Origin of the sequence: Morganella sp. Je.2.23, from assembly GCF_051129855.1 — a bacterium.
GTDB classification, from domain to species: Bacteria; Pseudomonadota; Gammaproteobacteria; order Enterobacterales; family Enterobacteriaceae; genus Morganella; species Morganella sibonii.
The window spans coordinates 1,002,131-1,016,172 of sequence record NZ_JBCPSQ010000001.1 but is presented as its reverse complement, the minus strand read 5'-3'; the positions used below and the strand labels follow the sequence as shown (position 1 = coordinate 1,016,172).

The following is a 14,042-nucleotide window of genomic DNA, read 5'->3' as shown; positions in this document are numbered from 1 at the left end:
TCCGTTAAAAGAATCGTCCGTAGTTGCCGGTCTGGCGGGTCACATCAAACAGGTTTGAGCCGGTCCCTGATGCGGCTTTAGTCGCACCGGATCCGAAAATACTGCCGGTACCGCCTGCCACTTTGTACGCACCCCATGCATTCAGCGGCGTGGTCAGTATCGTACCGACCGCACCGATATTGCCCTGACGGCGTGACATCTTCGCATTGAGCCGGTCATTGGCCGCCTGCAACTTATAACCGTATGCCTCACGGGAAGCGTTGTTCATCACGGTGAGTGCATCGAGTTCACCCATGGCCGCAGTGTCGCCGAAGATATCCAGCGCACCGCCGGCACCGAGATCAACACCATTGGCCGACATAGTGGCCGCCTGAGTCCCTGCCAGTTGCCGTGCGCGTGAGCGCTGTTTTGCTGCCTCGGCATTACCCCGGTTAATGGAATCATCCGCCGCCGCCTCATTCAGTTTGGCATTCTGGTTTGCAACGTCAGCGTTAAATTTACCTGACTGATACTGGCTGTATGCCTGCATTGCTCCGGTGCCGATTGCGGCCGCCGCCAGCATGGTTGGTTCGCACATTATTTCGCCCTCATGGTGAAGTGATGGAAAGGCAGTTTCATTAAACCGACCGGTTCCGCCGGTTCCAGTCGGAAACCCAGCCAATGAAGCCAGGCTTTCGCAACGTGGTTACGCGCATCCACATAGTTTTCCAGTACCGGATAGATCGACAGCATGGCTTTCAGTACTGGTTTACAGCGGCGAAGGAATATTTTCTGGTGCGTTTCAAGGTGAGATGAACTCACCAGCCACGGGATCCCCACACCGCTCAGGATAGACCCCGGAGCCACACCAAATATTGTAACGACCTGACCGTCAATCAGACCAGACCACGCCTTTGTCGAACAGGTAACGCCACGGGTAAGAACCTGCTCTGCCGTCTGTCCGGAGAATGCCGCAAACTCATCGTGATCAGCCTGGCGGACATAAGGCAGAAGCTGCTGAATATGCTCAGTAGTTGCCGGGATAATCTGTACGTGTGCCATCGGTTAAAACCCTCCGACATCAAGACGCGGGATAACCGCAAGGATGGACAGCGGCAGCGGATCTTCCTGCCGGATAAAGACACGCCCGTTTTTGCTCCAGTTGGAATCCAGATTGATTTCCACAATGCCGGTCGCATCATCAACAGGGTTGTCGTAATACTCAAACTCACGCTGAGGGTATTCATACAGGTGGTCTTTGTCGGTACCTGCCCACACGCCACGGCTGGAATTAACGATAAGACTGGCGACTTTTACCAGTTTCTTTTTATCCAGCAGCGTTTCCTGCCCGTTAATATGGATGTCCAGCGTTTCCAGTTCGCTGGTTACCGGTAGACCTATATGCACTACTACTGACGGCGTGTCGATTTCCACCCTTTCACCGGAGACAACAACCGACGGCGCTACATTGGCATCTGCCAGCACATTCACGGTTTTTCCTTCCAGGTGCCCGATACCGGTAAAGAATTTACGGGCAAAGCCCCACGCCTCTGTCATCGTGCTGCGTAACGCTGGTGGCACATTACGGTTAGGTGACACCGTAACTTCTTTGCTATTAATGACTTCGACAATGCGGCATTTCAGTATTTTGTTCTCATCATCCTCGGTGTAATCAATATGGATCTCGTTACCGATGTCACTCTCTTTGAACACGTTGTCAGCCAGCACAGACAGGCGGTATTCTTCCTGATACGACCAGTCACCATCACCGCCGGTAATAACGACTGTTTTATCCGAATCTGTATTACGGCCGTCATAACTCAGGCCGGAGTCCACAAAGAACGCATCTTCCGTCCGGGTGAATAACCGGCTCGCCAGGCGCTCTACATAACGGACCGTCTTTTTACCGACTTTGCGCTTCACCACGAAGTACACCGCATCTTCCGCACCCTCACTGATGGTACATACAGATTCAAATTCACCGTCGGTATGCTGCGGCGCCCAGGCAAAAACCTGTTGTTCGCGCAGATAGGTTAACGCCAGCAGTTCGCCATCATCCCGGACACACCAGGCAACGGAGTAAGGAACAGTCGAGAAAGCCCAGTCAACAATCTGGTGCTTCTGGAACAGGTGGTTGGCGAGAATGGTTAAGTCTGTGCCCTGGTACCCGTCCACATCGAATGAATACGCCAGATCACGGACAGCGCTACCTTTTTCCTGCACATACAGTGCAATGTTCGCCACGGCAATCGGTGGAAGATTACTGGTTCCGTTGGCACCCTGTGACGACATTGAGAAACTGGCTGGGGTGAGCACCTTATTCTGATCACCGGTAACCTGATATTCTCCGCCGGAGGTCAGTGCCACCAGCGAACCAACGTCGATAAGGTGACGAATTTCATTTACCTGCCGCCCGGCATAGGTGTAGATAATGCGGTCATCATCCTGAATCGGGTTACTGCGTCCGAAATCTTTATAATCGCCGCTGCGGCTGGCCCATATTGTTTGTGGTTGAGAACGGGACCCGGCAAAGAACAGGCGCTGCTGGTAATAGGTCACGGTACTCGGATAACCCAGCTCTTTATTCCAAGCTGCCCGTGCCCATTTGTGGCTGGCGTTGGACGCTGTGACGGCGTTGGACGGCAGATAAGAAATGACTTTCCCGGTAGCGGTTTTACCGTCACTGCCGACAGATTCAATTTTGACAATACCGAACCCACTGTGCAGGTATTCCCACTGGATACCATTATCACCGCCCCATCCGTCCCAGCTCATGCCCTCGGTGTGAGACGGACGCAGCGTACCGGTTTTACCTCCGGTATTGGCGCGGTAATAGTGACTGCCGGCGCGGCGCTGATCGTTCACTGCGGTTTCTTTATCCGTTTCCCACACCGGCACCTCATCAACCGCGCGCTGTTCCAGGTAAAACTGTTTCCCCACCTGCTCGCTGCCGAAGATATTATGTGTCGCTGTCAGTGTTACTGTGCCGGTACTGGCGCTGGCGTACACCTTGATCGCCTTGTCGGTGTTGATGTCTTCAAACGGGCCGTTCTTTGTCTCCACTTCCGCCAGCCGCCAGTCATCGTGATCGTAACGCTGTAATTCCATCGGCGGGTGATCGGTGTGAACGATGGTCATTACGTCAGCAGACTGCGTGAATTTCAGCTTAAACAGTTCAGATTCTGCATATGGTGTCGCCAGTTCAAACACTTCACCTTTGTGTTCACCATCGGCATACAGCACCTGCCCGCCGTCTTTGAACACACGGATATACCGATCGCCGAACTCCAGCGCATAGGTTTGCACCGTGCTGAACTGAAACGGGATCAGGCGGCATTTCTTGTCACCGTATTTAGCCGCGGCAATGAAACGTGTACCCGGGCGGTTTTCTGCCCCACCGTACTGCCGGACAATGAAATTACGGCACTTGCGCAATGCTGTAGCGTACTTCGCCATGTCGACGCGCCCGTATAAACTCGGGGCGATTTCGCCGCCGGAGAATGACGGCTGGATAATACTGTAGGCCATTACGATAACCTCGCTGCGGTAAACTCATCCATGTAATCGACCGGCTCTGATGATTCCCCCAGGGAGTGAGCAGCCGCACCGGCGATCGTCATCTGGTAAAGTTGCAGAGCCTCATTACCGATACCGGCATTTGATGCCAGAGGCCGGGCCAGTTCAGCAGCCAGACGCCACGCCAGCGCATCTTTAAACAGCGCGTCATACATGTTGACGTCTGTCACCCGGGCGGTGTATTGCAGCCACGCCTCCGGCTGATCGGTATAAATCAGCTTCCCGGTACCTTCTTCATCAGCGCCGACCTGAAAATGAATCGCGGTATCAGGGCGGTGATACTTTTCACCGGGGCGGATAATCGCAATGGCTTTCATACAGTCCGTAGGGTAGCGGTAGGCATATTTCCATTCCGGCGGCGGATTATTGGTATCAGCCAGCGCCACGCGCTTAACAGCAAAATTCCAGGGGAAGTCTGACAGCACCGCATCACGGCACTGCTCATAGTGCAGGCTGCAATGATTGGCCTCTTTGCTGGCCTCGGTCATGCTGTTGATAGATCGGCTGTTACCGATGCGGCTGAGCGCGATATTGCAGATTTCGATTTCTGAGGCCACTGTAATTTCTCCCCGTATCTGTACAGAAAAAGAAAAAGGGGCTTTCGCCCCCTTTGGAATCGGGGGTTAAACCCCAAGCTCTTTACGTTTCGCGTCGATATCCGCGCGGAGTTTTTCGGCACCGGAATTGTGATGTGGCTTCTTACCAAACAACTGCTGGTACTGATCCTGCAATGCGGTCAGTTCATTATCAGAGCCGCCATCGCCACCGGAGGCTCCGATACCACCTTCACCGCCGGCGCCATCACCACTGTGATTATCGTTGCCGGTATTGGCATCTTCATTCGCCGTTCCACGCTCACCGGTTTCAATCAGCAGCAGGTTGCTTCCCGGTACACCATCGAACTCAATTTCCTCACCGGGATAAAGCAGGCGACCATTGATAAAGGATTTTTTCAATACTTTATATCGTGACATGTCACACCTTAATTGCTGACAGCTTCATAGACCGGATGAGCATCCACATTCAGGATAATGCCTGATGTGAACTTACCCGCTGTTAACGGGCCATCACCCACGATGTACTGGAGGCGCAGAAACTTAAGACTGCCCTGCGGCACTTTGGCAGCAATGCGCTTACCGGCATTCAGTGATGCAATCGGCATGGGTTCAGACAGAAAGATAGCCTTAGCATCGGTGAATTCTTTGTCAGATGCCGTTTCCAGTTTGATCTGCACCGTGGCATCGCCGGCGGCTTTGGCCTGTTCTGTCACCTGTGCGAACAGTTCCAGCGGCTCACCAATACCGATATCACGGAAATCATTACGCAGTGGGCCGAGGTCGATAATGCCGGTACCGGCTGCTGATGCAGTAACCGCCTGATCGACGGAGAACATCGTTTCTTTATCTAAAATCATTGTGTTACCCCTGTTAAAAGGTTGCCGGAGGCTGATGCCGTCCGGCATACGCGGTTACTTAACCTGACTTTCGGTAGTCAGAATGGAATCGACGCGGCGCACCGGGATCTCATCGAACGACACCACCTTCTTACCAGCCACTTCCTGCATGGAGATATTGACGTTCTTGGAGTTCTTAATCTGGCGGCGCATCCAGCTGCGGATAGCCTGGTTGCAGTAGATTGCCGGGCGACCCATCGCGAGGTTAGGGATCTTCTCAATCGCCTGAATCAGCAGATCAACCAGGTCGAGCGTGTCAGCCGCTTCCGGGTCTTTCTTCAGTTTGCTCATGTCAATGTTGGCGATGCGCACCACATAACGCCAGTCACGGACGGTCAGGCCGTTTTTCCACTGGAAGTGGGTACGGTAACCTTCATAGCGGCCGCCGTTCTCATCTTCCAGCGTCACCTGGCCTTTGTGCTCCTGCTGTAAGCCAGCTTTAGAGCCTTTCGGGAACAGGCCGTGTACAGTATTCTCACCCCATACCACCAGATAAATGGATGTCAGGTTGCTTCCGGCACCGCCAGCGTCGATAATGTTGGTGCCGCTCTTGGCACTCAGATCATTAAAACGGGCAGCCAGACCGGTGAAGCGCTGCGGATGTACAGAGGTATCACCGTAGATCAGCGTTTCAGCCATCTCCTGGTTCATAGACTCCAGAAACGCCAGGGATTCAGAAAGCAGGAATTCCGAGGTATTACCGTTCAGGTCAGCCAGGTCTTTATCCACTTCGGAATAGGTTTCCAGCATACCGGTGGTGTCGGTGACCTGTGCGGTGGTTGATTTGCTCGGCTGAACACCGTAGTTCAGTAAGCGCCATGTGGCTGACGGAAGACCGGTACGCACTGTGGTACGGTGACCGGTCGGCAGGTTACCCTCAACGAACAGCATATCGTCGAGGATCTCGTTGGTCTGATTCAGCAGTTCGACAATTTTTGCCTGTTTGCTGTCAGGGCCTTGTCGTTTAGCCCAGTCAATAAGCGTAAGAGCTGGCATGGTTTCCCCTTAATTATCCGAATAACACATCAGCGGCACTCTTCGCGCCGCCGCTATTGCCAGTGACAAGACCGTCCTCTGACATGGCTTTGCCGATATTGGCAAAAATACGCACCAGCTCCGGGTGATTTCCGAGGCCGGTTTCGTTCAAATACTGTTTCAGCTCTGGTGAACCGAACTTATCCATGGCTTTTTGCGCTGCGCCAATGGACGCATCGGTACCGAGGTCTTTATCTGCCTTAACCTGTTCAGCCCACTGTTCAATCTGCTGCTGCCACTGCGCCGCCTGCTGCTCAACCAGCTTCGGCATAATCTTGCTGCCGTACACATCCACCAGCTTTTGCGCCTGCTCGTTGCTCAGGTTCAGCTCTTTGGCGATCGGCTCAAAGGCTTTTACCGCTTCGGCATCCAGCTCCTGACCCTCTGCGGCCTTAAATTCATACTTTTCCGGTGCTGCTACAGCGGGTTTACCGGGATCGGCTTTCGGGTCTTTGGCCGGTGGCTCAGTACCTTTATTCTGCTCATTACCCGCAGGAGTACCGCCGTTATTCGCTGGTGGTACCTCTGTACCAGCCGGTGTGCCTGTTGTACCCGGAGCCGCTCCGCCATTATCACCACCCTCCGCGTTCTGCTCTTCACACAAGCGACGCATCATTAAGCGCTGCCATAAGTTCATGATTGTTTCTCCTGTTGTTTCGCGGCTTCATCAGCCATCAGTGCATAGAGTTCAGGGCAGACACGATGAAGCCCTTCAAACATCTGTAAACCAAAATTACGGCAGCCCTCTTTAAAGGCTGTCAGATACGGATCTGCTGAGAAAGATGAGCCAAACACATTGCTTTCACCCAGTAACCGCCACATAAACCGGCGGCCTTCCTCTGTTGCCATCACCGCTTTCAGGTCATCATCAGCGCGTTTCTGTTGCTCGCGCTGTGCAATATCGTGTGCGGCCTGTTCCTGCGGGGTGAGCAGATAGGTTTCCGGTGCGTCTGTCACTGACCACCTCCGGCCAGCGCTGCCAATGCGCTGTTATCATCCATCGGTGTATTACCCAGCGCCTGAGCGCCACCGACAGCGGCCTGCGCCATCTGCATCTGTTGTTCCATGGCCTGCTGCTGCGCACGCTGTTCACGGATCTGCGCCACCTGCTCATTAGTTGCCACCACGGACGGCGGAACCCCGATTGATGCGGCGTAGGCGTCAATAGTTTCGTCCACGTTGATTTTGTCCAGGGCATCCGGGCTGAACTGCCCGATACCACTGGTGAATCCGATGAAGCGTTCAATACTGCTGACGCCTATTGCTTTCTGTGCCTGTGCCATCACTGAGATGTATTCAACTTTCAGTTGCATGCCCTGCATCTCGTCCGGCGGCACCGGCAGCAGGTTGTTCTCTGCCATCACGCTGAACGTACGGTTAATCAACTTATCCAGCAGTTCAGAATCCAGACGCTGCAATACCGGTCCCAGCATCAGCAGCTTTTCTTCCCGCATTTCCGCCACCGCCTCAACCGGCATTGAACGGGTATTCACGGTCTGCATCATGCGGAAGAGGTCAACGAAATAGGCGTGGTCGATAATCTGGCGGGTGTCCTGGATATCTTCCAGCAGGCCATTGGTACCGTTAGCGGGGATCTGGAACAGCGGTTTTATCTGGTTGTTCACGTCCGCCATCGGCAGATAGTTAATCCCGCCGGGAATGGTCGAAATTCGCTGGCTCTTGATTGAGGCCGGAGCCTGTAACGGCGGGTTGGTGATTTTGTCGATCATCTGCGCTTTACGGCGTTGCAGCAGTTGCAGGGCTTTTACGCTGCCGAGTGCCACCATGCCGGGACAGGATGAACCGTAAACGTCCTCGCCGTTCACTTCCCAGCGTGGTGCCATGATCGGGAATTCGTCGTAACCTGATTCGCGCAGTAGTTTGTCGTCAGTGCTGGTGGCTTCGTAATAAACGGATTTGTACGCCTTGTGTTTCGCTTCGAGTTTGCCTGTCTGGCGGTCAAGATTCGGATAGACCGCGTGAACCACATTCACCCACTGCCCGTATTGACCACTGTTCCACTGTGATTTCACGGTATCGCTGACAGCGTCCGTACCGAACTCGGTGATCACCTGACGCACGGTCATGCTGAATTCACGGACAGCAGTATCGACACTCAGATCCGCGCCGTTGGCAATGTAAAAACTGCCGGTCGGAAACGGTACGGTACGGATCACCCGCTGCGGGTCAGCAACAACAGCCATTGCACCGGTGGCGAACGTGCCTAAATCCTCGTACATCAGCGGCAATGACTGGTAGAGATTGGAGCGGTTAAATACTTCGTTCATGCGCTGTTCGACAGTTTCCAGCCAGAGTTTCACCGGACCGTAGTCCATCAAATCACGATCAGGTGTCGCTAGGCGGAACCACGGGCGCGCCGGGCTGGTAATGCCTGACATCATGCCGCTGGATAAGGTACGCGCCGCCATAACGGCAGCAGGGTCAATAATCTTGCTGTTGCGGCGATCACCACGGTTAACTTCCGAGGCGGTAAAGCGGGTGCTACGCGGACGGGTGAAATCAGACAGCTCACGCCAGTGCGGCTCAAAAGAGAGACGCTCGGCTTTCAGCTGAGAGAGTTGCTTATTTAACTGCTGCTTCAGGCTATCTGACATTATCCGCCCCTGTGATTACTGGCCTAACAGCGTTTTACCGCTGGTGGAGGCGGCACCGGTGGCACCCTGCGAACCGGTCAGCATGGTTGACTTACGGCCTGATGCTGCACGACGACGGCGCATTTCTTCATCACGGCTACTGGTGACAGCTTCGTCCTGCTCCTGTGGTGCTGCCTGAACTGGTGGCGGCGTACTGATTTTCGGCTTGCTGAATCCACACATATCCACACCTCGATAAGATAAACATAATTACTTTATATGGATTGTATATCATGTTAATTGACATTTGAAATAAACTTGACTAACATTTTGTTTATCACTCAGCCGTGATTCTCTTTACCCTCCATAACAGGTGTTGCCAGTGCTACAGCTTTTGCCCTCTTCGTGAGGGCATTTTTTTAACAATAGACAGGTGAAATTATGAACAACCCAGATATTGAAACAGAGATTCAGATGAAAGGTAAAACCGCTCCGCGAGTTACTCCGGCGCACATTGAAAGCCTGATTACCAGCGAGCACTATTTCACCGCTGCTGATGGCGTTTCTGGGCTATATTCCGCAAAAGCACAGCGCTACCCTGATGATGCATCGGTACCACCAGCGCTTAATTTACTGACATTTTGTGTTCTTGTTCTGAAAAACGGTTTTACGGTAACCGGGGAATCAGCCTGTGCCAGTCCTGAAAACTTCGATGCAGAGATCGGTCAGAAGATTGCCAGACAGAATGCCGTAAATAAAATCTGGCTGCTAGAAGGTTATCTGCTGAAACAGAAATTAAGTGAATAATGTCGCGGTGACATGTCACAGTAAGCCCGCCGGTGTGCGGGCTTTTTTATGCGTAGGGATCGTAATCGTTGTCGGCCACAACTGAGCCGTGAGAAATTTTCTGTTTGAATTGCGGGTCTTTTTTGGTTACCGGATAAGCAAATGTCAGCGCCAGCGCATCACCTTTACCCGGGGAGCGGCCTATGCGTTTTTTAATATCGTCTTTGGATTCCAGCAGTATTTTTCCGTCCAGGCGGACTTTGTATTCCGCAGCAGATAAATCATCAGCGGTTTCCTGATCATCCAGCGCCCCTCCAATCTTAAGCCACGTTTTAACGCTGTTGTGCATCTCACCGCGCTTGTTCAGCATCTGCGGATCGGTGGAGGCTCCGCCGAACTGCACTAACTGCCAGTCGCGTCCCCAATTCATACCAACGGAGTAAATACCAGTACCGTATCCGAAATCGATATGCACAGCGTCCGCCTGAAGGCTGTCTTCAAAATCCGCGATACGTTTTGCCATCACCACATCATCGGTGGTCTTGTTTCCCGTCCACAGGCATTTACAGTACAGACCCTGTCGCATGTAGATCACCGCGTCATCAGCGCCGGAATAGGCAGGGTCAACGCCAATGATTACCGGCGCATGAGCCACCTCAGCGGCTGTCACCGTCCGTTTCATGGCGGCATCGGTAAGGCCGGTCGGGATGAACTGAGTTTCAGAGGCTGACGGGAAGATACCGCGCACACGGATTTTGAAGAAGTCGCTATCTTCCCCCATATCCTCTTCCCACTTTTTGATTTGCTCTTTGTTGGTGCCCTCCACCGTCCGGCTGTCTATCTGCTTTGTGCGCCAGCGGTGTTTAAACTTGCGGAAGCACTCACGGAAACGCCCGGTGTTACGGGTCGGGTTTCCGAATGCAATCCAGATAATTTCTGTGTTCTCGTCCGTCAGTGCCCCCTCTGCAACTTCCCACACCAGATCTGCAATGTTGGATGCTTCATCGAACACCAGAATGATGCGCTTGCCTTGGTTATGCAGCCCGGCGAATGCCTCAGTGTTATTCTCTGACCACGGTACGGCATCTGCCCTCCAAGCGTTGGTGTGGTTCGGGTCGTTGGAATAGATAGCAGTTTTGGTGCAGGTGAACCAGTCGCGGGTGATAGAAAGACGCTGCCACTTTGCAATCTCCGGCCATGTTTTGGTTCGCAACTGGTTTTCGGTGTTGGCTGTGACCACGACTTTACAGTCTTCGCAGGTGTCCATGCCCCACTTAATCACCATGGAAATGAAGGCTGATTTACCGATACCGTGCCCGGATGCACGGGCCAGCAGCAACGGCTGATGCCTGGTGTCCGGATTGCGCAGGTGCTGACCGATTTCACCCAGCGCTTCTGCCTGCCACTGACGCGGGCCGCTGGCCGTTTCCAGTTCGGTGCCCGCCTCGCCCCACGGAAATGCGTAAAGCGCATAACTGAGCGGGTCATACGTGAACATGGCGATATCGTCAATCAGTTGTTCTTCCGGTGACGTGGTGGCGGCATCTGTCATTACTCAATACCCTCTGCTGCCCGTTTACGTGCCGCAGCCAGTTTATCCGCCAGCGAGATATTGACGTCCACCTGTACGCGCTCCCGGAATGCATTGATATCGACGTGCTTACCAATCAGCTCCAGCACCTTGAGTTTGTCCAGGAGCTTCACTTTTTTCAGTCGGGTGTCACCGTCGATGTCGATGATATCGAATGCGGCTACCGATTTACGCCATACCGGCGACCATTCGCTGATGGGCTTGATATCACCTTTCTCATTGAGTATGTCCGCGATATCCGCGTCCAGCATATCCACCAGCCGCTTAAGTACGGTGTCGGCGCTCATCTTGGTGCGCTTGTTCCGCTGCTGCATAAGCTGGGCGATACGTTCCTGAATGCGGGGATCTGCCATCAGTACCGATGCACGCTTACAGGCACTACCGGGAGCGTACCCGGCAGCAATGGCGGCGTCAGTCTGGTTATCAGGCGCTTTGAGATACTCCTGACAGAAACGCTCCATCTGAGCGTTCAGCGGTGTAGGCTTTCGTGCTGGTGGTTTGCGTGGTCTTTTGATGGTCATAATCATTACCTCTTTGTTTATTATGACCACACAAAAGATAAACTTCAAATCTCAAACTAAATCATCGATAGTTCAACCATTAGCGTATCTATCCTCGTCATTAATGCCTCTGAGTATACTTTTACAGATTCAGCTCTGGTTTTCACAAGGGTGTAATTGTGATTAACGAGGTCATTTATAAGCGCCTCCGTCACATTGTTTACATCATCAATAAGAGTAAAAATGCCAGTTATTGACGTTATTATATCTTGGTTATGCTTGGCTAAAACCAATAAATTAGTATCTATAAACTTATTAACAAAATAAAATTTATAGCTCGTTTTCCATGAATATTCTTTTGTATTATCGTTGTATCCATCCTTGAAGATAATATAGAAAATATCACCTGTTTTTTGCATAAGCACATCCGCATACTTTTTAGATAAAACCATATCAACTATTTTTTGGTTTCCCAATAATGCAGTTTTTATCAATTCACAGTTTACGGTTATTATCTTTTTAATAGCTAATAATTCATTAGCTCTATCACTATTTCTTCTGGCTATATCTTCTTGCCTCTGAATAGTAAAGACCGTAAAGCTAACAACAATTGCGATAGCAGAGGCTACACTTCCAATGATAGAAAATCTCTCGACTAACGTCATACCCCATCCTTTTGTTAAATGCTTTTTATTATTCTACCTTCAATTTCATCTCATGCCACCCTCTGGTGTTCCAGCATTCAGCGTCACCGGACAGACAGCACTCAGCGACCGGCAATACCTCACCACACTTACCACAGCAGCGCTGTGATAACTCCGCAATCTCACGCTTAAGCCGTGCATCGTCGTTGCGTATCAGCATCTGAATATACTCGGCCTCGTCGTATGGCTCACGACCTGGACGGCGCAGTGAACAGTTGCGTTTGATCATCTCATGTTCTTCGACCTCAATCTGCCACTGCGGGATCACCATGCCAGCGCTACGCTGGCGTTTGCGCTGTGCTGCTTTGCGTTCGGCTGGGGTTTTGGCCATATAATCTCCGATGCATTTGTGACATGTCACGACAGACAAATCAGCCATCAAAACTAAATCTGAATAAAAGCGCACCATACTTCGTATGAACAACGAAAATTTCCCATCCTATGGCATACCATACCGGCGGTGCCATCTCGACCCGGTAAATAGCAGCACCATAAGTATATGGCTGAATTAAATCTATGAATCCGACAGCCAGATCATCAAGCTTATCCGCCAAATTTTCAGCATGACCCAACCTGAAGAACCATGACCTGACGGCTTGCTTTAGACTCTCTAAATCTGTTTGTTGCAGAGAAATATGCCAGTACTCAACAGGATATTTATCTTCACCACAAATAATTCCATCCTGCACTGACTCCAGCAGCGTCACCTTCTCATCCAGCAGCAAACATTGATAATCAGCGGCCACATTTGGTGCACAGTTAATCGACTCAACCGCACAGAGGTAGCCGTTTATTTTTTCAACATCCAATAAAATCATGTCGTCTGTAACACGTTTTTTGATCATTTTATTCATGCCTTCATACTTTCATACCGCTTCGGATAACTTCATTGTGCTTAAAACTCATTAAATATCATTAATTTTCGCTGTCATAGTTTCTTTCCGTACTCATTCACCAATAAAATAACCCGCTCACAAACTTAACTGATGGTAATAAGTTCATGAATTGTCGATTTTTCCGGTAACCTTACCGTTATCTTCCCGGACTCACCCCACACCTTGGAAACCGCCACACTCCAGACCTTGCAATCATCATCAAACAAGGCATCCATCAGGGCTTTAAGCAGGTTATCGACATCCGGCTTCTGCTGGTGCGGCTGCCCGACCATGCTGCGCCTTTTCACTCCTGACCAGCTTTTAGGCATTGGCATCTGAAACACGACTTCAGCACCGGATTCCGGCAGTGTGATGCGGCGCAACCGCGCCTCGTCACAGAATGCCCTGTAACGCATCACCGCAGGCCGTTTCTGCCACTTATCCCGCTGCGTCATGCGCGGCTTTGGCACCGGTGTGATATCGAACTCGTTAACCTGCATTGTTCCTGGCCTTTTTCAGTAGTGAATCAAACAGTTTCTGCATCCGTGCCGGTTCGCCGTACTGCTCAATCGGCTGGCGCACTCTCGGCTTTCGCTCTGTTACCCTCGGTTTCGCTGCCGTCTCCTCGCTGCGCTCATGGCTGCGCCTGAGAGCTTTAGCGATATTCTCGCGCCGGGTCTGTGCCTGATTTTCAAGCCCTTCCCGGTGGTCATACCGAAGCCAGTGGACGAAGTTGTATGAGTTTCTTTTGCGCCCTATCACATTCCAGCGGTACAGCTGGTCGAGCGCATACCGCACCGCAGATACTCCGACCTTCCGTTTGTGGTCATTCCTGATGGCAACCACCAGCTGCATGGCAGTGAGATCCGGCTTATCCGCAAGAACCCTCACGATGTAGTCCTGAACCCGCATATAACCCCCATGGTAATTACCTTACAGGTAAATATAA

General features: G+C 51.9%; 19 protein-coding genes. 1 reads left to right on the top strand and 18 read right to left on the bottom strand.

Features of this window, described 5'->3' with window-relative positions; translation table 11 throughout:
• Window positions 1-4: 4 nt before the first annotated feature.
• The 11 genes from AAZR23_RS04930 to AAZR23_RS04880 all read right to left on the bottom strand — a co-directional run bounded on the left by AAZR23_RS04930 (window position 5) and on the right by AAZR23_RS04880 (window position 8,880).
• Window positions 5-577: a hypothetical protein gene (locus tag AAZR23_RS04930; RefSeq protein ID WP_214192888.1), complete on the bottom strand. Its 573-nt coding sequence runs from the start codon at window positions 575-577 to the stop codon at window positions 5-7.
• Window positions 577-1,041, bottom strand: coding sequence for a hypothetical protein (locus tag AAZR23_RS04925; RefSeq protein WP_434690943.1), 465 nt, complete (start codon window positions 1,039-1,041; stop codon window positions 577-579). Before AAZR23_RS04925 ends, AAZR23_RS04930 begins: the two co-directional genes overlap by 1 nt.
• 3 nt (window positions 1,042-1,044) lie before the next feature.
• Window positions 1,045-3,507 carry a hypothetical protein gene (locus AAZR23_RS04920; RefSeq protein ID WP_434690940.1) on the bottom strand — a complete coding sequence of 821 codons (2,463 nt, stop codon included), beginning with the start codon at window positions 3,505-3,507 and terminating at the stop codon, window positions 1,045-1,047.
• Complete coding sequence (locus AAZR23_RS04915; protein ID WP_434690938.1) at window positions 3,507-4,112, bottom strand: hypothetical protein; 606 nt, start codon at window positions 4,110-4,112, stop codon at window positions 3,507-3,509. Before AAZR23_RS04915 ends, AAZR23_RS04920 begins: the two co-directional genes overlap by 1 nt.
• A gap of 66 nt (window positions 4,113-4,178) precedes the next feature.
• Entirely contained in the window at window positions 4,179-4,529 is a 351-nt protein-coding gene (locus AAZR23_RS04910) for a hypothetical protein (RefSeq protein WP_434690936.1), read from the bottom strand.
• 8 nt (window positions 4,530-4,537) lie between these two features.
• Window positions 4,538-4,969, bottom strand: a complete 432-nt coding sequence (locus tag AAZR23_RS04905; protein ID WP_434690934.1) for a Bbp16 family capsid cement protein — start codon at window positions 4,967-4,969, stop codon at window positions 4,538-4,540.
• A 54-nt stretch (window positions 4,970-5,023) separates the two neighbouring features.
• Window positions 5,024-6,004, bottom strand: a complete 981-nt coding sequence (locus tag AAZR23_RS04900; protein WP_434690932.1) for a major capsid protein — start codon at window positions 6,002-6,004, stop codon at window positions 5,024-5,026.
• A gap of 13 nt (window positions 6,005-6,017) precedes the next feature.
• The gene (locus AAZR23_RS04895; RefSeq protein ID WP_434690929.1) at window positions 6,018-6,680 is read right to left on the bottom strand and encodes a peptidase; all 663 of its coding nucleotides are present in this window, start codon (window positions 6,678-6,680) and stop codon (window positions 6,018-6,020) included.
• On the bottom strand, window positions 6,677-7,000 hold the full coding sequence (locus AAZR23_RS04890; RefSeq protein WP_434690927.1) for a hypothetical protein: 324 nt from the start codon (window positions 6,998-7,000) through the stop codon (window positions 6,677-6,679). Before AAZR23_RS04890 ends, AAZR23_RS04895 begins: the two co-directional genes overlap by 4 nt.
• The gene (locus AAZR23_RS04885; RefSeq protein WP_434690924.1) at window positions 6,997-8,658 is read right to left on the bottom strand and encodes a portal protein; all 1,662 of its coding nucleotides are present in this window, start codon (window positions 8,656-8,658) and stop codon (window positions 6,997-6,999) included. Before AAZR23_RS04885 ends, AAZR23_RS04890 begins: the two co-directional genes overlap by 4 nt.
• Before the next feature lie 15 nt (window positions 8,659-8,673).
• On the bottom strand, window positions 8,674-8,880 hold the full coding sequence (locus AAZR23_RS04880) for a hypothetical protein (RefSeq protein WP_004239577.1): 207 nt from the start codon (window positions 8,878-8,880) through the stop codon (window positions 8,674-8,676).
• Window positions 8,881-9,078: 198 nt separating this feature from the next.
• Between AAZR23_RS04880 and AAZR23_RS04875 the strand changes: the two genes are divergently transcribed.
• On the top strand, window positions 9,079-9,444 hold the full coding sequence (locus tag AAZR23_RS04875; RefSeq protein WP_108657226.1) for a Gp49 family protein: 366 nt from the start codon (window positions 9,079-9,081) through the stop codon (window positions 9,442-9,444).
• Window positions 9,445-9,490: 46 nt separating this feature from the next.
• Here AAZR23_RS04875 and AAZR23_RS04870 read toward each other — a convergent pair whose 3' ends face one another.
• The 7 genes from AAZR23_RS04870 to AAZR23_RS04840 all read right to left on the bottom strand — a co-directional run bounded on the left by AAZR23_RS04870 (window position 9,491) and on the right by AAZR23_RS04840 (window position 13,984).
• Complete coding sequence (locus tag AAZR23_RS04870; protein WP_434690921.1) at window positions 9,491-10,975, bottom strand: terminase; 1,485 nt, start codon at window positions 10,973-10,975, stop codon at window positions 9,491-9,493.
• Entirely contained in the window at window positions 10,975-11,541 is a 567-nt protein-coding gene (locus tag AAZR23_RS04865) for a terminase small subunit (protein ID WP_434690918.1), read from the bottom strand. The genes AAZR23_RS04870 and AAZR23_RS04865 overlap by 1 nt, the downstream gene beginning before the upstream one ends.
• A gap of 50 nt (window positions 11,542-11,591) precedes the next feature.
• A complete protein-coding gene (locus tag AAZR23_RS04860) occupies window positions 11,592-12,179 on the bottom strand; it encodes a hypothetical protein (RefSeq protein ID WP_434690916.1) in 588 nt (195 codons plus the stop codon).
• Between the two features lie 28 nt (window positions 12,180-12,207).
• Complete coding sequence (locus AAZR23_RS04855; RefSeq protein WP_434690914.1) at window positions 12,208-12,549, bottom strand: hypothetical protein; 342 nt, start codon at window positions 12,547-12,549, stop codon at window positions 12,208-12,210.
• 40 nt (window positions 12,550-12,589) lie between these two features.
• Window positions 12,590-13,063, bottom strand: coding sequence for a hypothetical protein (locus AAZR23_RS04850; RefSeq protein WP_434690912.1), 474 nt, complete (start codon window positions 13,061-13,063; stop codon window positions 12,590-12,592).
• 134 nt (window positions 13,064-13,197) lie between these two features.
• Complete coding sequence (locus AAZR23_RS04845; RefSeq protein ID WP_434690910.1) at window positions 13,198-13,593, bottom strand: RusA family crossover junction endodeoxyribonuclease; 396 nt, start codon at window positions 13,591-13,593, stop codon at window positions 13,198-13,200.
• The gene (locus AAZR23_RS04840; protein ID WP_434690907.1) at window positions 13,583-13,984 is read right to left on the bottom strand and encodes a hypothetical protein; all 402 of its coding nucleotides are present in this window, start codon (window positions 13,982-13,984) and stop codon (window positions 13,583-13,585) included. The genes AAZR23_RS04845 and AAZR23_RS04840 overlap by 11 nt, the downstream gene beginning before the upstream one ends.
• Between the last annotated feature and the right edge of the window lie 58 nt (window positions 13,985-14,042).